The sequence below is a fragment of the Marichromatium sp. AB31 genome (assembly GCF_003718685.1).
Lineage (GTDB): Bacteria > Pseudomonadota > Gammaproteobacteria > Chromatiales > Chromatiaceae > Marichromatium > Marichromatium gracile.
In genome coordinates, this window is record NZ_RHFI01000007.1 from 43551 (window position 1) to 62042 (window position 18492).

Consider the following 18492-nt stretch of genomic DNA (forward strand, 5'->3'; position numbering starts at 1 on the left):
TCGAGGATGACATGCAAACGCTCGACACCTACCGCGATTCGCACGCGGAACTGCGCCAGATGATCGACGATCTGCGCGCACTGCTCGCTCCCGAACTGTTGCGGATCCGCCCCAACGCGCGGACCGCTCACCAGCTGCTGTGCGACTTCGGTCAGCGGGTGCGCGCGCATCTCGCCGAGGAGGATCGCAGCCTCTACCCGGGGCTGCTGATCCATGAGGACCCGCGGGCGAAGTCGATCGCCTGGGGCTTCATCAGCGGCGAGAAGCCGCTGCGTCAGGCCTTCAGTGCCTACCACAAGCGCTGGCTGAAGGACTGCGACTTCGAGTTCTGCGAGACCTTTCTCGCACAAACTCATGAAATCCTGGAGATGGTTTCGGCCCGGATCGATCGCGAAGAGCAGGTGTTGCTGCCCAAGCTGGTCGAGGCCGGTATCCTGCAGGAGGCCGCCGCGGGGCGCTGATCCCGCACGCCGTGGCAAGCGCGCGTGCGCTCGGTGCCGACTGCCGATCTCCGCCCTTTGGATTCCCGCGCACACTTCGGTAAACTGCCGCCATTTTGAGAAGTGGCGGTGGCTGCATGACTGTTCTGGCTATCATCGGCGGTTCCGGGTTCTCCGAACTGCCGGCGCTGCAAGCGCGTGAGGCGCGGCGCGTCGAGACCCCTTATGGCGAAACCTCGGCCCCGGTGACCCGGGGGCGGCTCGGCGAGACCGAGGTGCTGTTCCTGCCGCGCCATGGCGCCGGGCATCGGTTGCCGCCGCATCGCGTCAACTACCGCGCCAATGTCTGGGCGCTGCGAGAGTGCGGCGCCGAGCGGGTGGTCGCCCTGGCCGCCGTCGGTGGTATCACCGAGCGCTATGGCCCGGCGGTACTGGGGGTGCCGGATCAGATCATCGACTACACCCACGGTCGCGAGCACACCTTCTTCACCGGAGACGAGCAGGGGGTCGATCACGTCGACATGACCGAGCCCTATTGCCAGTCGCTGCGTGGTGAGCTGCTGGGTGCCTGTGCGCGGCTCGGTCACGCGGTGGTCGACGGCGGTACCTATGCCGCCACCCAGGGACCGCGTCTCGAGACCACCGCCGAGGTGACGCGGCTCGAGCGTGACGGTTGCGATCTGGTCGGCATGACCGGCATGCCCGAGGCGGCGCTCGCGCGCGAACTGGGGTTGTGCTACGCCACGCTTGCCTTCGTGGTCAACTGGGCCGCGGGGAAGGGCGAGGGCGAGATCACCATGGCCGAGATCGAGCGCAACCTCGAGGTCTGCTCGGGGCGCATCATCGAGATCCTCACCGAGCTGGCCGGCCACGGCTGATTCGGTCCCCGGGCCTGGTCGTCGTTGCGGCGGTCGCGGCACGGTGACGTGTTTTTGTCGGAGCCCTCCCGGCGTCGTCGCACGCCGAGGCGGCGGCGCATGTCGCGCCCCGGGGCGAGCCAGGGGTTCGTCCCGACCATCTCACCATGGAGTACTCAGATGGCCGCTGAAGAAAAGCCCAAGTCCCGTTCCGTGATTCGTTGGTTCCCGAGGCTCTTCCTGTGGGGGAGCGTGCTCGCCTTCGGCTATCTCTACTGGGATTCGCTGGAGCAGGAGAAACGCGAACTCGCCGCCGCCGATGAGGCCGCCGTGCCCGCGCCACAGCGGGCCGATTCGACCATGCCCGCGACGCAATCGGAGGCGGTGCCGAGCCCGTCCTCGCCCGAGGTCGCCGCCGCCGAGCCAGTGGCAGTGGTGCCGGCCGCACCCGAGGCCGAGTCCGAGGCCGAGCCCGCAGTCGCGCCGGTTGCCGCCGCGCCCGAGGTCGCTGCCGAGGTGGTCGAGGATGCGGCTGGCGCCTCCGCGCCCGAGCCCGCCGAGGCTGCGGCGCAGCCGGCGCCCTCGCCGGTCGCAGCCCAGGCCCCGGTCGTGCCGCACGATCCGTTTGCGGCGCATCAGGCGCGCCTGGCCGCGCATCATGCCGCCATGCAGCGTCTGGCGCAGGCGCGCATGGAGCGTATGCAACAGCGTTGGGCGCAGCGTCCGGTGGCCTGGCCGCACCCGCCGATGCCTCATGCGCCGCCGCTGATGCCGCCCTTCGGCTATGCGCCGCCGGTGGCTGCGGGCGAGGTGCGCTAACCGCCCCCGAGGCGCCGTCGGCAGGCCCCGCTCGCCGGGGCGGCGGCGCCTCCTTGTACCGCCGTGGCGGGCGCGTCGGGGCGGGATGCGCTCCTTGCTTAACTCAATAAGTTACTATAAACTTTCAGCGCTTAAGGAAGTGGCGGATCTGGTAACCATTGCACTGGCCACCCATCAAACCCCGTCTACGGGGTTTTTTTATCGCTCGCGAATTGGTGACAAGCCCGTGCGATGGGTGCTTGGGTCACCGCAAGAGGTTGGGCCACTGGCCCAATTTTTGTTTCTGAAGGGCGGATTATGCAGCCGGCAGACAGCACATTGACGCGCCTTGCGCGTCGCGTCGTCGAACCCATGGGTTACGAGCTCGTCGGGGTCGAGTTCTTCCAGCACGGAACGAACGCGACCCTGCGGGTCTATATCGACCATCCCGACGGGATCACCCTCGACGACTGCACCAGCGTGAGCCATCAGCTCAGCGGTGTGCTCGATGTCGAGGATCCCTTGCCCGGTCAGTACGACCTCGAGATCTCCTCCCCAGGTGTCGAGCGACCGCTGGTATTCCCCGAGCACTATGCGCGCTTCGTCGGCCAGCAGGTGAAGATGCGCCTGGCCGAGAAGGTCCAGGGGCGGCGCAGGCTGCAGGGCGTGCTGGTCGGCAGCGACGATGTGCAGGTCTCGATCGAGGTCGATGGCGAGGTCTGGCAGATTCCCTATGGTGTGATCGAATCGTCGCGCCTGGTGGTCGATTGGTGAGCATGGCGCCGTCGTGGCCGCCGGGCGTACTCTCAACGCGCCGCGGCCCGTCGGGTATGGGGTGCAAGTTCTGAGTTCGGATTAGGTTGAATGAGCAAAGAGATCCTACTGGTCGTTGAGGCCGTTTCCAACGAAAAGGACGTCCCCGCAGGTGTCATCTTCGAGGCCATCGAGGCTGCGCTGGCGTCTGCAACGCGCAAGAAGCACGGCGGCGAGATCGATGTGCGTGTCGCCATCGATCGCAAGACCGGCGACTATTGCACCTTCCGCCGCTGGGAGATCGTCCCCGATCCCGAGGACGGCATGCTCGAGGCCCCGGCGCGCCAGATCACCGCGTCGGCCGCAGCCGTGCTCGAGCCCGAGCTCGATCTCGGCGATTTCATCGAGGAGGAGATCGAGTCCGAGCTGTTCGGACGGATCGCCGCCCAGACCGCCAAGCAGGTCATCGTGCAGAAGGTGCGCGAGGCCGAGCGGGCGAAGATCGTCGACGCCTTCATCGATCGCAAGGGACAGCTCGTCACCGGCATCGTCAAGAAGGCCGATCGTGGCACCATCCTGCTCGATCTCGGCAACAACGCCGAGGCGCTGGTGCCGCGCGATCAGGTGATTCCACGCGAGTCGGTGCGCCCCGGCGACCGGCTGCGTGGCTATCTCTATGACGTGCGCTCCGAGCCCAAGGGGCCGCAGCTGTTCGTCAGCCGCACCGCGCCGGAGCTGCTGATCGAGCTGTTCAAGCTCGAGGTGCCCGAGGTCGGTGAGGGTCTGATCCAGATCATGGGGGCGGCGCGCGATCCCGGCTCGCGCGCCAAGATTGCCGTGCGTACCGCCGATCCGCGAATCGATCCGGTTGGTGCCTGCGTCGGGATGCGCGGATCGCGTGTCCAGGCCGTGTCTGATGAACTCAACGGGGAGCGCGTCGATATCATCCTCTGGGACGAGAACCCCGCGCAGTTCGTCATCAATGCCATGTCTCCGGCCGATGTCGTCTCGATCGTCATCGACGAGGACGCTCGCAGCATGGATGTCGCGGTCAAGGAAGAGAACCTGGCCCAGGCGATCGGCCGTTTCGGACAGAACGTCCGACTGGCCACGCAGCTCAGCGGCTGGGAACTCAACGTCATGAACGAAGCGGATGCCGCAGCCAAGAGCGAGCAGGAGGCCAACCGCTCGGTGCAGTCCTTCATGGACCAACTGGGCATTGATGAGCAGTTGGCCGCGGTGCTGGTGGAGGAAGGCTTCACCAGTGTCGAAGAGGTCGCTTACGTGCCCCTCGCCGAGATGCAGGCCATCGAGGAATTCGACGACGAGACAGTCGAGCTGCTGCGCGAGCGCGCCAACGATCTGTTGCTGACACGCGCCATCGCCTCCGAAGAAGAAGAGGCCCCGGCGGACGATCTGCTCGAGATGGAGGGTGTGGACGAGGCCTTGGCCGACGCACTCGCTGCGCGAGGTGTTTCCTCGCGCGAAGATCTCGCCGAGCAGTCGATCGACGAACTCATGGAAATCGAGGGCATGGACGAAGAGCGGGCTGCGCGCTTGATCATGAAGGCACGCGAACCCTGGTTTGTGCAAGCCGCAGAGGAATAGAGGTTTATAGGTCAGTCCATGAGTGAAGTTACCGTCAAACAACTCGCCTCCACGGTCGGAATCCCGGTCGAGCGTCTTCTCACCCAGCTGAACGAGGCGGGGATCAGTGCCAATGGCGCCGATTCCACCTTGACCGAGCAGGAAAAGAAGCAGCTGCTCGGCTATCTGCGGCGCAGCCACGGCAAGGAGGAGGGCGGCGATAGCGCCGACTCCAGCGAGGTCTCGGTCAAGCGCAAGTCGGTCAGCGAGTTGCGTCAGCCTGCCGCCGCCGGCGCCCGTACCGGCGCGCGTCCCGCACCCACCGTGCGTGGCAAGACCGTCAATGTCGAGGTGCGGCGCAAGCGCACCTACAAGCGCGCCGAGCCCGGTGCCGGCGGCGCTGGACGTCGTTCCGGTCCGGATCGTCGTGGTCGGGGTGGCAACGACCGCAAATCGACGAGCACGGCGCTCGACGACAACCGTCGCCGCGCCGAGCTCGAGGCGATGCGCGCCGAACAGGAAGCGCGTCGTCTCGCCGAGCAGGAGGAGCTGGAGCGCCGTCAGCGCGAGGAAGAGGCCAAGCGTCGCGAGGAAGAAGCCAAGCGTCGCGCCGAGGCCGAGGCCGAGGCCGAGCGCCTCCGTGCCGAAGAGGCCAAGCGTGCCGCCGAGGCACCGCCAGTCGTCGAAAAGCCCGTTGCTGCCGAGAAGGCCGCTGAGCCGGATGCCGGCGCCGACAAGAAGCGTGCCCCCGGCCCGAGTCGTCGCGCCGCCGCCGAGCCCGTCAAGGGCAAGAAGACCGTCAAGAAAGGCGTCGAGAGTCGCGATGATCGCGATGATCGTGGTGCCAAGAAGGGCGCACGCAAGGACGTGCGTGGCGGTCGTCGAGGCGTCGATGACGACAGCGCCGGTCGTCTGCGTCGCCGGCGCAAGGCCGGCAAGATCCAGGTCAGCGACAAGCACGCCTTCCAGAAGCCGACCGCACCTGTGGTGCGCGAGGTCGAGATCCCGGAGACCATCTCGGTCGGCGAGCTGGCCAACCGCATGTCGGTGAAGTCCTCGCAGGTGATCAAGGAGCTGTTCAAGCAGGGCATGATGGTGACCATCAACCAGAGCCTCGATCGCGACACCGCCGCGATCCTGGTCGAGGAGATGGGCCACAAGCCGGTGTTCGCCGACGAGCGCGATGCCGAGGACGTGCTGCTCGACGAGTTCGAGGAGCGGGTCGAGCAGGCCGAGCAGGTCACCCGTCCGCCGGTGGTGACCATCATGGGTCACGTCGACCACGGCAAGACCTCGCTGCTCGACTACATCCGTCGCACCCGCGTCGCCTCCGGTGAGGCCGGTGGCATCACCCAGCACATCGGTGCCTATCACGTCGACACCCCGAAGGGCACGATCTCCTTCCTCGACACCCCCGGCCACGCTGCCTTCTCGGCGATGCGTGCCCGTGGCGCCCAGGTCACCGACATCGTCATCCTGGTGGTCGCGGCCGACGACGGCGTGATGCCGCAGACGATCGAGGCGATCCAGCACGCCCGTGCCGCCGAGGTGCCGCTGATCGTTGCGGTCAACAAGATCGACAAGCCCGAGGCCAACCCCGACCGGGTGATGCAGGAGCTCACTCAGCACGAGGTGGTGGCCGAGGAGTGGGGCGGTGACACCATGCTGGTGCGCGTCTCGGCCAAGGCCGGTGACGGCATCGACGAGCTGCTCGACGCCATCCTGTTGCAGTCCGAGGTGCTCGAGCTCAAGGCCCCGGTCGAGGGTCCGGCGCGTGGCGCCATCGTCGAGTCGAGTCTCGACAAGGGCCGTGGTCCGGTGGCCACGGTGCTGGTCCAGGCCGGTACCCTGAATCGTGGCGACATCATCGTCAGCGGTGGCGAGTACGGTCGTGTACGTGCCATGTTCGACGAGACCGGCAAGCCGGTCGACTCGGCCGGTCCCTCGATCCCGGTGCAGGTGCTCGGTCTCTCCGGCGCGCCCAACGCCGGTGACGACGTGATTACCGTCAGCGACGAGCGACGTGCCCGCGAGGTCGCCGAGTTCCGTGCCGAGCGGCTGCGTCAGCATCGCTTCGAGGAGCAGCGCGGCGCGAGCCTCGACCAGCTGTTCAGCCAGCTCAAGGACGGCGAGCAGAAGAGCGTCAACCTGATCGTCAAGGCCGACGTGCAGGGCAGTCTCGAGGCGCTCAAGGAGAGCTTGGTCAAGCTCACCAACGACGAGGTCAAGGTCGCGCTGGTCGCCACCGGCGTCGGCGGTATCACCGAGTCCGATGCCAACCTCGCCGTCACCTCCAATGCCATCCTGCTCGGCTTCAATGTCCGTGCCGATGCCGCCGCGCGTCGCGTGGTGGAGGAGAAGGGGCTCGATCTGCGCTACTACAGCATCATCTACGAGCTGATCGACGACGTGAAACAGGCCATCTCCGGTCTGCTCAGCCCGATCATCACCGAGGAGATCATCGGTCTGGCCCAAGTGCGTGATGTCTTCCGCTCGTCGAAGTTCGGCGCGGTCGCCGGCTGCATGGTCACCGAGGGCACGATCAAGCGCAACAACCCGATCCGCGTGCTGCGCGACAACGTGGTGGTCTACGAGGGTGCGCTGGAGTCGCTGCGTCGCTTCAAGGACGACGTCCCCGAGGTCAAGGCCGGCACCGAGTGCGGTATCGGCGTGAAGAACTACAACGACGTCCAGGAAGGAGACCAGATCGAGGTGTTCGAGCGTACCGAGCGGGCGCGTCAACTTTGATCAGCTACGGTTACAACCCAGCATGAAGGAATTCGACCGCACCGAGCGGGTCGGCGCCGAGCTGCAGCGTACGCTGTCGGTGCTGCTCCGCGACGAGGTGAAGGACCCGCGTCTGACCAGCATCACCATTCAGGAGGTGCGGGTCACGCGCGACCTGGCGCACGCCAAGGTCTACTTCACCTGCTTCCCGGACGACGTCGATCACGCCATCCAGGAGCGACTGCTCAACGGTCGGCTCGCCGGATACCTGCGCCGTGCACTGGCGCAGCGTGTCCGTCTGCGGGCCATCCCTCAACTGCATTTTGTGTTCGATGCCTCGATCGAGCGCGGGGCCCGGCTCTCCGCGCTGATCGACCAAGCCGTCGGTGCGACCGACCGGAACGACTCACAAGACACCGACGTGGAGCGTGACTAACGATGGCAGCGCGCCGTAGACCGGGACGCAAGATCACCGGCATCCTGCTGCTCGACAAGCCCTGTGGGCTGAGCTCGAACGACGCGCTGCAGCGCGTCAAGCGGTTCTATCAGGCCAAGAAAGCCGGTCACACCGGCAGTCTCGATCCCCTGGCCACCGGGCTGTTGCCCTGCTGCCTGGGCGACTCGACCAAGTTCTCCACCTATCTGCTCGATGCCGACAAGCGCTATCGGGTGCGGGTGCGCCTGGGGGTGACCACCACCACCGCCGACGCCGAGGGCGAGGTGCTCGAGACCTGTCCGGTCGAGGGTGTCGACGAGGCGCGGGTGCGCGAGGTGATCGCCGGTTTCATCGGCACCATCTCGCAGCTGCCGCCGATGTACTCGGCGGTCAAGCACCAGGGGCAGCGACTCTACAAGCTCGCCCGTCAGGGGGTCGAGGTCGAGCGCACCCCGCGCGAGATCGAGATCTTCGCGCTCGACCTGATCAGCTGTGAGCTGCCCGAGATCGAGCTCGACGTGCACTGCTCCAAGGGGACCTACGTCCGCACCCTGGCCGAGGACATCGGTCGCGAGCTCGGCTGTGGGGCCCATGTCAGCGCGCTGCGCCGCACCGGGGTCGGGCCTTATCGCGAGGGCGAGACCGACTTCGTCACCCTCGATCAGGTCGAGGCAATGGCCGGGGCCGAGGAGGGCGCGCTGGCTCAGCTCGACGCCCAGCTGCTCGGGCTCGACACCGCGCTCGGTCACTGGCCGGCGGTGCGACTGTCGGCCGATGCCGCCTTCTATCTGCGCCAGGGTCAGGCGGTGCTGGTGCCGCAGGCGCCGACCGAGGGGCTGGTACGGCTCTATGATCCCTCCGAGCAGTTCCTCGGCGTCGGCTGCATCCTCGACGACGGCAAGGTCCAGCCGAAGCGATTGATTTGAACGTTTCCAGTCCTCCGCGCCGTTGCGGTGCGGAGGACGTCATCGCGGGCGTGCCCCGCGCACACCACGACAGGTCGGATTCCCTGAGGTCATTGTCGGAGGATCCATCCGGCGGCGCCGGATCTGTGCCTGTCCATCGTCAGCCTCATCCAGGAGACACCCAATGACCATGACCGCAGAAGACAAGAAGAAGATCGTCGAAGAGTACCGTCGTGGCGAGAGCGACACCGGCTCCCCCGAGGTGCAGGTTGCGCTGCTCACCGCGCGTATCCAGCAGCTCACCGATCACTTCAAGGAACACAAGCACGACCATCACTCGCGCCGTGGCCTGGTGCGCATGGTCAACTCCCGGCGTAAACTGCTCGACTATCTCAAGCGCAAGGATCTCGATCGCTACCGCGACCTGATCGCGCGCCTGGGGCTGCGTCGCTGACGCGTACTCGAAGGCTCGAGGACCGGACCGCGAACGCGGTTCCGGTCTGGCCGTCGGCGCTGTCTCTGATGTGACCGGCGTCAGCGTCGACAACCACCCTGCCAACCCCGGCGAGCATCGGCGCCAGGCGGTTAGCAGGGGTCCACGGCCCGAAGCTTCGACGGACCATACACCCCGAGGATTTACCTGTGATTCCCACCCCTATCGTTAAACAGTTCCAATTCGGAAATCAGACCGTCAGGCTCGAGACCGGCGAGATCGCGCGCCAGGCCGATGGCGCCGTCCTGGTGAACATGGAAGACACCGTGGTCCTGGTGACCGTGGTCGTGGACAAGCGCCCCGGTGTCGAGCGCGACTTCTTCCCGCTCACCGTCGACTACCAGGAGAAGACCTACGCCGCTGGCCGCATCCCCGGTGGCTTCTTCCGTCGCGAGGGTCGCCCGAGCGAGGCCGAGATCCTCACCGCCCGTCTGATCGACCGCCCGTTGCGGCCGCTGTTTGCCGATGGATTCAAGCGTGAGGTGCAGATCATCGCGACGGTCAAGTCGCTCAACCCGGCGGTCAACCCCGAGGTGCCGGCGCTGATCGGTGCTTCCGCGGCGGTGGCCCTGGCCGGTCTGCCCTTCAACGGCCCGATCGGTGCTGCCCGGGTCGGCTACAAGGACGGTGAATACATCCTCAACCCCCCGGTGGTCGGTCTCGGACCGGACTCCGACCTCGACCTGGTGGTCGCCGGCACCGAGCAGGCGGTGCTGATGGTCGAGTCCGAGGCCCGTGGTCTCTCCGAGGAGGTGATGCTCGGTGCCGTGCTGTTCGGTCACGAGCAGATGCAGGTCGTCATCGAGGCGATCCGTGAACTTGCCGCCGAGGCCGGCAAGCCGCCCTTCGAGTGGAGCGCCCCGGAGCGTGACACCGCGCTCGCCGACGCCGTCGCCGAGGCCTGTGGCACGCGCATCGCCGAGGCCTATCGCATCCACGACAAGAAGGCGCGTTACACCGCGCTCGACACCATCCGCGCCGAGGCCCTGGCCGCGCTGTGCGAGGGCGAGGACGCGGCCTGGACCGAGCAGCAGGTGATGGGCGAGATCGAGGGGCTGGAGAAGCGCACCGTGCGCTCGGCGGTGATCGCCGGCGAGCCGCGCATCGACGGCCGCGACAACGCCACCGTGCGCCCGATCACCATCCGCACCGGCGTGCTGCCGCGCACCCACGGCTCGGCCCTGTTCACCCGTGGCGAGACCCAGGCGATGGTGGTCACCACCCTGGGCACCGAGCGTGATTCGCAGATCATCGACGCACTCGATGGCGAGCGGCGCGAGCACTTCATGCTCCACTACAACTTCCCGCCCTTCTGCGTCGGTGAGTCGGGTCGTGTCGGCAGCCCCAAGCGCCGCGAGATCGGTCACGGGCGTCTGGCCAAGCGTGGCGTGCTGGCGGTGATGCCGAGCATCGAGGAGTTCCCCTATTCGGTGCGCGTGGTCTCCGAGATCACCGAGTCGAACGGCTCGAGCTCGATGGCCAGCGTCTGTGGCACCAGCCTCGCGCTGATGGATGCCGGCGTGCCGATCAAGTCCCCGGTGGCCGGTGTCGCCATGGGGCTGATCAAGGAAGATGATCAGTTCGCGGTACTCACCGACATCATGGGCGACGAGGACCATCTCGGCGACATGGACTTCAAGGTGGCCGGTACCGCCGAGGGCGTCAACGCCCTGCAGATGGACATCAAGATCGAGGGCATCACCAAGGAGATCATGGAGATCGCCCTGGAGCAGGCCAAGGCCGGGCGTCTGCACATCCTCGAGGAGATGAACAAGGTGCTGTCGACGCCGCGCGAGGAGATGTCCGAGCACGCGCCGCGCATCATCGAGTTCAAGATCCACCCCGAGAAGATCCGCGACGTCATCGGCAAGGGCGGTTCGGTGATCCGCTCGATCACCGAGGAGACCGGCGCCACCATCGACATCAACGACGAGGGCGTGGTGAAGATCTTCTCGGTGGCCAAGTCCGCCGGTGAAGAGGCGAAGAAGCGCATCCGTCTGATCACCGCCGATGTCGAGGTCGGCAAGGTCTACGAGGGCAAGGTCGCGCGGCTGATGGACTTCGGTGCCTTCGTCACCATCCTGCCCGGTCGCGACGGTCTGGTGCACATCTCGCAGATCTGCGAGGAGCGGGTGCAGAGCGTCAGCGACAAGCTCTCCGAGGGCGACGTGGTGCGCGTCAAGGTCCTCGAGGTCGACAAGCAGGGCCGTATCCGCCTGAGCATGAAGGCGGTCGAGCCCGGCGAGTGATCGCGGCCCCTCGGGGCCGGATCGATCGACCGTGAAAAGGGGGGCCGCAAGGCCCCCTTTTTTCGTTGAACAACCCCTGTTGACAGGAGCGATTGACAAAGATGGCAACCGAGACCCAGCAGCGCTTCGGGCTGATCGTGATCGGTGACGAGGTGCTCAACGGCGCGCGTCGCGACCAGCATCTGGAGCGTTTCAAGGAGATGATCGGCGGTCGCGGCCACGAGCTGGCCTGGCAGTGGATGCTGCCCGACGACCCCGAGGTGATCACCGCGCATCTGCGCTTCTCGATGGCGCGCGCCGAGCCGGTGTTCGTCTGTGGCGGCATCGGCGCCACCCCGGACGACCATACCCGCGGCTGTGCGGCCGCCGCCGCCGGGGTCGCGCTGACCCGCCATCCCGAGGCGGTGGCGCTGCTCGAGGAGAGGTTCGGCGAGGCGGCCTATCCGCACCGGATCCTGATGGCCGAGCTGCCCGAGGGCTGCGCGCTGATCGACAACCCGGTCAACCGCATCCCCGGTTTCGTGGTGCGTGACCACTGGTTCCTGCCGGGTTTCCCGAAGATGGCCTGGCCGATGGCCGAGCAGGTGCTCGAGACGCGCTACGGCCTGGCCGCACGCCAGCGCGAGGTCGCGCTCAAGGTGCGCGGTATCCCCGAGAGCCAGTTGGTCCCGCTGATGGAGCGTTTCGGCGAGCGTTTCCCCGAGTTGAAGATGTTCAGCCTGCCGCACATGGACGAGGATCCGCACATCCTGCTCGGCTTCCGTGGTCGCGATCGGCTCGAGGAGGCGCTCGCGGCGCTGCGCGAGGCGTTGGGCGATGCGCGGATCGAGGAGGTCGCGCCGCGCTGAGCGGCCCAGGCTTTGCCAACCGCCCTGCATTCCTCTAAGATCCGCGCGGTCTTTTCGTGTGCGATCGATCATCATTCTGGGGCGGGCGAGCGACGGTTCCGGTCGTCGCTCAGCCCCGCGCCATCAAGACGACAGCGAGGTGTGTGCATGGGCGTGCGAGGATGGAAGGCGGCGGTCGCCGCCGTGGGGCTGGTCTGGGGACAGGGCGCGCTCGCCTATGATCTGCCGGCGGTCAATCTCGGGTTCACCAGCTTTCTCGATGGCGGTCCGCCATCCGGGCCGGGCTGGTATGCCAGCCAGTATCTGCAGTTCTATCGCAACGGTGCGCTCAAGGACGCCGCCGGCGATGATCTGCGGGTCCCGACCCCACGCGGGCTGGAGCGCGCCGAGCTCGATCTCAACCTCAGCCTCACCCAACTCGTCTATCAGTCGGATCAGCCGCTGCTGTTCGGCGGCAAGTGGGGCATGGACCTGATCCTGCCGCTGGTCGATTTCGATCTCGACCCCGGCGATAACTTCGCGCTCTCGACCAATGGGGGTAATCTCGGCGATATCCTGGTCGGTCCCTTCCTGCAGTGGGATCCGATCATGGGGCCGAACGGGCCGCGCTTCATGCACCGCATCGAGCTGCAGATGCTGCTCCCGACCGGCAGCTACGACGCCGACGCCCCGATCAACGCCAGCAGCAACGTCTTCTCGTTCAACCCCTACTGGGCCGCGACCCTGTTCGTCAATCCGCGCTGGACCGTCTCGTGGCGTCTGCACTATCTGTGGAACGCCGAGAACAACGATCCCTTCAAGGGGCTCGGCGCCGAGGACACCCAGGCCGGACAGGCGATCCACATCAACTTCTCCACCGCCTACGAGGTGTTGCCCAACCGGCTGCGTCTGGGCATCAACGGTTACTATCTCGAACAGATCACCCGCTCCAAGATCGACGGCGAGTCGGTCGCCGACAGCGAGGAGCGGGTATTCGCCATCGGTCCCGGGGCGCTCTATCACCTCAGCCCCCACGATCATCTGTTCTTCAACGCCTTCTGGGAGACCGGCGCCGAGAACCGCCCCGAGGGCGCGCGGATGAACCTGCGCTACGTCCATCACTTCCATTGATCGTCTCCGCGCTGGCGGCATCGATGTCGGTTGTCGGTGTCGCCGTCGCTCAACCAGAGGGGAAGTCGGCGGCATGGCGCCGGATCCATTCCTCTGCGGCCTGTTCGCTGCTGAGTTCGCGTCCCTGGGTGATACGTACCCGGCGCCGGTAGTGCTCGATCCGACAGACCTGTTCGACCATCCTGAGCTGGTAGCTGGTCTCGTCGGTGGCGAAATGCACCCCCACCTCGAACAGACCGCGACGCGGTCTGCACCACACCACCACCCCCTCGGCGCGGAAGGGCGGCTGGGCGACCGGGATCTCGACCTGGATGGATTCGCCGACCGGTAGCCGTCTGCAGGAGAGGAAACAGAGTCCGCCCTGACCGATATTGCACAGCCGGTTGCGCCGCCGGCGGTTGCGGTTGGGCAGTCGGTAGTGGATGGGGATGTCCGAGGGGTGACGGAGAAAGCGGCGCATCTTGGCTCTGCGGCTGCACGAACAGAGGTCGTATCGGGCAAGGATGGGGGAGACCGAGGATCGCCTCAAGCGCCCTGCGAGTCGCGCTGCCCGGTCAGAGTCGGTGATGCGTCGCCCGTTGCCGTAGTCGCGCGGCGAGGATCTCGGGGAGCAGCGGGTGCTCCCCGACCAGCCCGGAGACATGGATGCGCAGCCCGGCATGGGCCTGTTCGGCCCGGGTACAGATCTCGGCGATGTCGCCGCCTGGGCCGGCATGGCGGCCGGGTGCGAGAAACAACATCGAGAGAAAGATCGGCGAGTCGCACTCGTTGCCCGCGAGCCGTTCGAGCTGCTGCTCGAGCAGTGGCCCGTTGAAGTCGTAGGCCGCTCCGGGGCGGCGCTCCATCACCGCCTGATCCAGCTCGACCACCTGACCAAGTCGCTCGGCCAGGCGTGCCGCCAACCAGGCGCGTACCGCGCTGACCTCGGGGTTGGGTGAGCCGTGATCGACCAGGATCACCCGTCGTGGCCGATCGCCGGTGGTCTCGGCAAGGCGTGCGAGTTGCTCGGCGAGGATCCGGGTGAGCAGGGGTTCGCCCGCCGGCAGCGGGCAGAGCTCGGGGGCGAGCCGCAGGGCGAAGTCGCCGTGGCGTGCGCGCAGTCGCGCAACGAGCGCGGGCACGGCCTCGGTGAGTGCGGCGCTGGGGCCGAAGAACAGTGGCAGGATCAGGAAATCGCGCGCGCCGGCGCTGAGACGCGCCTCGAGCAGGGGTTCGAGCAGCGTCGCGGGCCGACCGTCGAGGCGATCGGCGGGGATGCGATCGGCGTGGGCGAGCGAGACCGGCTCGATCGGCAGGCCGCAGCGGGCGCCGAGCGTCTCGGCCAGACGACGCAGGGCGTCGACCGCGTCTGCGCGGCGCGAGCCGTTGTCGAGCAGCAGGACCGACTCCATGATGGTCGAGAGGGATCAGCGCGAGACGCCGCGCGTCTCGGTGGCCGGCTCGGCCGAGGAGACCAGCTCGTCGAGTCCGACCCGAACCTGCGCTTGCTGCTGACGGGCTCGGCGGCGGTGGCGATTGTCGGGGCGGGTGGCGATCCAGGTGGCGACCAGGGCGAGGATGGTGGCCACGGTGAGCGCCGGCCACAGCCCGGGGCCGATCAGCGAGAACCAGATCAGATAGCTGCCGGCCATGCTGAGGATGGCGGCCTTCTTGCCGGTGGGGCAGATCTCGCCGTGTTCGAGGAAATCGCGGATCGACTCACCGAAGCGCGGATGATCGATCAGGAAGCGTACCCGCTCGGGACGACTGCGCAGCCACAGCCAGGCGGCGCAGATCCAGAACACCGTGGTCGGCATCAGCGGCACCAGCATGCCGACGAAACCGAGGCCGAAACAGCACCAGGCCAGGAGATTGAAGATCTGACGGCGATGCGATCCGAGGATCGCCTTCAGCTTGGCGGGGATGCGAGCGCTGACCTGCATTGGGAAACCCTGTCTGAACGAACGGTCGATGGCATGGGGACGGCGCAGGTCGAGGGGCCTGGGCGATCCGTGACTCGAGGGGCATAACTATAGTCGTTTACCACGCCCCTGTCCCGGTGACCGGGGCGGTGACACCAGCACCAGGAGGGGCGTCGATGTCCGCCTTGCAGGATCCCCGGGTACTCTTCGCCGCCGAGCGTACGCTGCTGGCCTGGACCCGAACCAGTCTGTCGCTGCAGGCCTTCGGGTTCGCCATCGATCGTCTCGGGATGGCGCTCGATCAGTTCGCGCCACTTGCCCGGCCGCCGCTGGCGCGGCCCCTCAGTCTGCTGCTCGGGGAGTGCTTCATTCTGCTCGGGGCCGGCTGCGCGCTGTACTCGGTGCGTCAGCACCGGCGGGTGTTGCGCACCCTGGCGCCGGAAGAGATTCCGGCAGGCTATCTGCTGGGCGGCGGGGTCGTGCTCAATCTGCTGCTGGTGCTGCTCGGCGGGCTGGTCGGCGGCTACCTGCTGCACGAGTACGCCTGGGGCGGGGCGGCCCCGCCCCAGCCCGCCGGCAGCGGTTGATCAGCGCGTGCCGACCTGGACCCCGTGATCGGCCAGCCACTGGGTGTCGAGCAGCCAGTCGACACGCTCGACCTGGGGCTGGGCGAGGATCAACCCTTGGGCGCGTTTCTGATGGTTGATCAATTCCTGTTGGGCAGCAATCATCTTGGGATCATCCTGCGCCTTGTTGGCGAGGTTGGGATGGATGATCTCCAGGAAGCGGATCGCCGGGATGTCGAACGAGCGCGGCGTGGAGATGGTGGCGACACCATCGCTGAAGGCGCGGACACGGAACTGGTAGGGATAGGACGAGAGCATCGAGTCCTCGACCAGGATCTCGTCGAGTTCCCAGACCGCCGGCTGCCAGGCCGACTTGAGCCACAGCCCCATCAGGCCGATGGCGATGAGGCCGAGCACGATGCTGTAGATCCGTGTAAAACGATCCATGAATGCTTGTCTCCGGTTCGGATGGGGGAGAGGCGATGCTGCGACACTGCCTGAATTCTGAGGATGAATCAGCTTCGCCGATCGAGGGATCGAACCCCATGAAGATTGTCAATTTCTGACGCGGTGGAGTTCGTCCGGTCTCATGCAACATCAAGATAAACAACTGCTGTTCGCGCGAATCCTCGCTGCGATCGAGGGAACCGGCAACGCCCCCTCGGCAGCGGTCGAGATCGAGGCGCTGCGAGCACGGTTGAGCGACCAACTCGACGACTTCCTGCTCGAGTCCCAGCCGATCGTCGCCACCGAAGCGACCGTGGTGATCGCCGATATCCGAGGCTTCACCGCACTGGTCGAGTCACAGCCGGTCGAGGTGATGGTGCGGTTGCTCAACCGCTTCTTCACCCGCATGGTCGAGCTGGTCACCCGCTACGGCGGGGTGGTCGACAAGTTCATGGGGGACTCGGTGATGGCCGTCTTCGGCGTCCCCGAGCGGCGTGACGACGACCTGCTGCGCGCGCTCGCCTGCGCCGTGGAGATGCAGCGGGCGATGGTTGCGCTCAACCGCGACCATCGCGCCTGGAACGAGCCGAGCCTCTATGCCGGGGTCGCGGTCAGCAGTGGTCGCTTGATGGCCGGGAGCTTCGGTTCGCCGCTCCACAACGAATACACCGTCATCGGTGATCCGGTGAACCTGGCCGCGCGGATCGAGAACTACAGCCTGCGCGGGCAGGTCCTGCTCAGCGAATCGGCCCAGGCCGGCGCCGGCTCGCATATCGAGATCGGTGCGGTCAACCAGGTCACCGTCAAGGGCAAGACCGGTCCGGTCACGCTCTATGAACTCAAGGCCGTCGACTGGCCGCAGCGCCTCGAGGTCCCCGAGGTCGAGCCGCGCAAGGCGCCGCGGATCTCGGTCGACTTTCCGGTGGAGTTCCGTCAGGTGGTGGCCAAGCGCATCCTCTCCGAGTCCTTCGTCGGCAAGGTGCACGACCTCAGCTATTATGGGATGAGCGCCGACCTGCCTATGGTGCTGCCGCCCTGCACCGAGATCCTGCTCTCGCTCGCCCCCGAGATCGGCTCCGGCAAGGCGATGGAGGTCTATGCGCGGGTGCTGCGCTCCAGGCGCGACAAGGGGAGTTATCGTACCAGCCTGGAGTTCACCGCCATCGATACCCCCAGTCACCGCCGGGTCAAGCGTTATGTCGATCACATGCTCTGGGGACACTGATGCGTGTCAGGTCGTTGATTTTCAGTCCGTATCGGCAATAATGCCGACACCCGTCCGGCCTGACGGGCGAGGCGCCCGATACCGGGTGTGACCGCGCCCTGCTGATGCCTCGCCGCGACCGACGCCCGAACCGACAGCGCTCATGCAAATCTCCAACGCCTCGCTGCATCCGCTCTATCCGCTGCCGCTCGATCAGCAGCGCGAGCGCGATCCCCAGGCGACCCCAGAGCAGCTGCAGCCGCGTGCCGATCAGGCCGAGCGCATCGCCCGGCCGGTGGCCGAGGTCGAACGCGCTGAGCGCCTGCAGGCGCGCAAGGAATCTCGCGACCTGCTCGTCGCCAACAGCGGGACCGACCCGCGCACCCGCCGTGCCCTCGACGCCTACGAGTCCGTCCAGCAGCACCAGGAGCGGGCCTATGTCGAAGAGGTGCTGGGCGTCGACGTCTACGCCTGATCCCGTCATTCGAGGACTCCGCCCTTCCGAGCCTTCCGAAACCCGTGCCGCTGGGGCAGACTGACGAGAAACGAGCAGCCCCGGGAGACCATGATGCGCCATGCAGCAGAGGGTGAGTCGGCAGCGACCGTGTCGAGCGCGGGTGACGACCTATGGCCGGGCGCCGACTATCAGCGCCAGGTCGAGCGGTTGCGGCACGCCGTCGGTGAGACCATCTATCTCGTCGAGTTGATCGAGGGCGTCGGCCAGCTCGGCGCCCATCTCAGCGATCGTCCCTGCGAGCTGCTCGCGGTGCTCGACTTCCCGCGTCCCGATCCGGCGCGCGGGCTGGCGCCGCACCTGGTGTTGCTCGACGATGGTCGTGGGCTGAACCTGGGGCGCGTTGCGCGGATCAGCCGCCGCCCCTTCGCGCCGGGCGCGACGGATCTGCTCTATCTGGATGCTGTCGCCGAACGCCGGGTGCTGTTCGCCGAGCGCCGGCTGTCGCCCACGTTCATCACCGAGCGCGCCCACCGGGTGCTCGGACAGACGCTCGGGTGCGCACCCGTCACCGATCGCAAGACCCTCCGCGCCTCGACCGACACCGCGCTCGAATCGCCGGGGCCGGCGCCGGCGGGCGAGTAGCGGCCGGTCTCGTGCCCGGAGCGCTTCGTCGGCAATCGACGGGCCGGGGGGTTTAAAGGCGCCGCCGCGCGC

The 18492-nt window shown here is 66.9% G+C and carries 20 protein-coding genes; 16 read left to right on the forward strand and 4 right to left on the reverse strand.

What is annotated here, in order from left to right; all coding sequences use genetic code 11:
- The first annotated feature begins 11 nt into the window (after positions 1–11).
- The 12 genes from EBL84_RS07325 to EBL84_RS07380 all read left to right on the forward strand — a co-directional run bounded on the left by EBL84_RS07325 (position 12) and on the right by EBL84_RS07380 (position 13203).
- Positions 12–461, forward strand: a complete 450-nt coding sequence (locus EBL84_RS07325) for a hemerythrin domain-containing protein (protein ID WP_123140216.1) — start codon at positions 12–14, stop codon at positions 459–461.
- Between the two features lie 116 nt (positions 462–577).
- On the forward strand, positions 578–1318 hold the full coding sequence (locus tag EBL84_RS07330; protein ID WP_123140217.1) for an S-methyl-5'-thioinosine phosphorylase: 741 nt from the start codon (positions 578–580) through the stop codon (positions 1316–1318).
- 159 nt (positions 1319–1477) lie between these two features.
- A complete protein-coding gene (locus EBL84_RS07335) occupies positions 1478–2116 on the forward strand; it encodes a hypothetical protein (protein ID WP_132229579.1) in 639 nt (212 codons plus the stop codon).
- Positions 2117–2413: 297 nt separating this feature from the next.
- Positions 2414–2869 (forward strand): ribosome maturation factor RimP, encoded by a 456-nt coding sequence (rimP, locus tag EBL84_RS07340; RefSeq protein WP_123140219.1) that lies wholly within the window; start codon positions 2414–2416, stop codon positions 2867–2869.
- Between the two features lie 90 nt (positions 2870–2959).
- Positions 2960–4456: a transcription termination factor NusA gene (gene nusA, locus EBL84_RS07345; RefSeq protein WP_123140220.1), complete on the forward strand. Its 1497-nt coding sequence runs from the start codon at positions 2960–2962 to the stop codon at positions 4454–4456.
- An 18-nt stretch (positions 4457–4474) separates the two neighbouring features.
- Positions 4475–7183, forward strand: a complete 2709-nt coding sequence (gene infB, locus EBL84_RS07350; protein WP_123140221.1) for a translation initiation factor IF-2 — start codon at positions 4475–4477, stop codon at positions 7181–7183.
- 22 nt (positions 7184–7205) lie between these two features.
- Complete coding sequence (rbfA, locus tag EBL84_RS07355) at positions 7206–7598, forward strand: 30S ribosome-binding factor RbfA (RefSeq protein WP_123140222.1); 393 nt, start codon at positions 7206–7208, stop codon at positions 7596–7598.
- A gap of 2 nt (positions 7599–7600) precedes the next feature.
- The gene (gene truB, locus EBL84_RS07360) at positions 7601–8524 is read left to right on the forward strand and encodes a tRNA pseudouridine(55) synthase TruB (RefSeq protein ID WP_123140223.1); all 924 of its coding nucleotides are present in this window, start codon (positions 7601–7603) and stop codon (positions 8522–8524) included.
- Positions 8525–8687: 163 nt separating this feature from the next.
- Positions 8688–8957 carry a 30S ribosomal protein S15 gene (gene rpsO / locus EBL84_RS07365; RefSeq protein ID WP_062276050.1) on the forward strand — a complete coding sequence of 90 codons (270 nt, stop codon included), beginning with the start codon at positions 8688–8690 and terminating at the stop codon, positions 8955–8957.
- Positions 8958–9145: 188 nt separating this feature from the next.
- Positions 9146–11245 carry a polyribonucleotide nucleotidyltransferase gene (gene pnp / locus EBL84_RS07370; protein ID WP_123140224.1) on the forward strand — a complete coding sequence of 700 codons (2100 nt, stop codon included), beginning with the start codon at positions 9146–9148 and terminating at the stop codon, positions 11243–11245.
- Between the two features lie 101 nt (positions 11246–11346).
- Positions 11347–12093: a molybdopterin-binding protein gene (locus EBL84_RS07375; protein ID WP_123140225.1), complete on the forward strand. Its 747-nt coding sequence runs from the start codon at positions 11347–11349 to the stop codon at positions 12091–12093.
- A 147-nt stretch (positions 12094–12240) separates the two neighbouring features.
- Positions 12241–13203 (forward strand): transporter, encoded by a 963-nt coding sequence (locus tag EBL84_RS07380; protein ID WP_123140226.1) that lies wholly within the window; start codon positions 12241–12243, stop codon positions 13201–13203.
- Between the two features lie 49 nt (positions 13204–13252).
- Here the strand turns inward: EBL84_RS07380 and EBL84_RS07385 are convergent, their stop codons facing one another.
- The 3 genes from EBL84_RS07385 to EBL84_RS07395 all read right to left on the reverse strand — a co-directional run bounded on the left by EBL84_RS07385 (position 13253) and on the right by EBL84_RS07395 (position 15125).
- Positions 13253–13663, reverse strand: a complete 411-nt coding sequence (locus EBL84_RS07385; RefSeq protein ID WP_123140227.1) for a PilZ domain-containing protein — start codon at positions 13661–13663, stop codon at positions 13253–13255.
- Between the two features lie 94 nt (positions 13664–13757).
- The gene (locus EBL84_RS07390) at positions 13758–14594 is read right to left on the reverse strand and encodes a sirohydrochlorin chelatase (RefSeq protein ID WP_123140228.1); all 837 of its coding nucleotides are present in this window, start codon (positions 14592–14594) and stop codon (positions 13758–13760) included.
- 15 nt (positions 14595–14609) lie between these two features.
- Complete coding sequence (locus tag EBL84_RS07395; RefSeq protein ID WP_123140229.1) at positions 14610–15125, reverse strand: YbaN family protein; 516 nt, start codon at positions 15123–15125, stop codon at positions 14610–14612.
- Positions 15126–15280: 155 nt separating this feature from the next.
- Here EBL84_RS07395 and EBL84_RS07400 point away from each other — a divergent pair, with 155 nt between their 5' ends.
- Complete coding sequence (locus tag EBL84_RS07400) at positions 15281–15691, forward strand: YidH family protein (protein ID WP_123140230.1); 411 nt, start codon at positions 15281–15283, stop codon at positions 15689–15691.
- Here EBL84_RS07400 and EBL84_RS07405 read toward each other — a convergent pair whose 3' ends face one another.
- On the reverse strand, positions 15692–16117 hold the full coding sequence (locus tag EBL84_RS07405) for a hypothetical protein (RefSeq protein WP_123140231.1): 426 nt from the start codon (positions 16115–16117) through the stop codon (positions 15692–15694).
- 142 nt (positions 16118–16259) lie between these two features.
- Here EBL84_RS07405 and EBL84_RS07410 point away from each other — a divergent pair, with 142 nt between their 5' ends.
- The 3 genes from EBL84_RS07410 (at position 16260) to EBL84_RS07420 (ending at position 18420) form a co-directional block, all read left to right on the forward strand.
- Positions 16260–17342 (forward strand): adenylate/guanylate cyclase domain-containing protein, encoded by a 1083-nt coding sequence (locus EBL84_RS07410; RefSeq protein ID WP_123140232.1) that lies wholly within the window; start codon positions 16260–16262, stop codon positions 17340–17342.
- Positions 17343–17484: 142 nt separating this feature from the next.
- Positions 17485–17796: a hypothetical protein gene (locus tag EBL84_RS07415; protein WP_062276070.1), complete on the forward strand. Its 312-nt coding sequence runs from the start codon at positions 17485–17487 to the stop codon at positions 17794–17796.
- Positions 17797–17889: 93 nt separating this feature from the next.
- On the forward strand, positions 17890–18420 hold the full coding sequence (locus EBL84_RS07420) for a hypothetical protein (protein ID WP_123140299.1): 531 nt from the start codon (positions 17890–17892) through the stop codon (positions 18418–18420).
- Positions 18421–18492 lie beyond the last annotated feature (72 nt).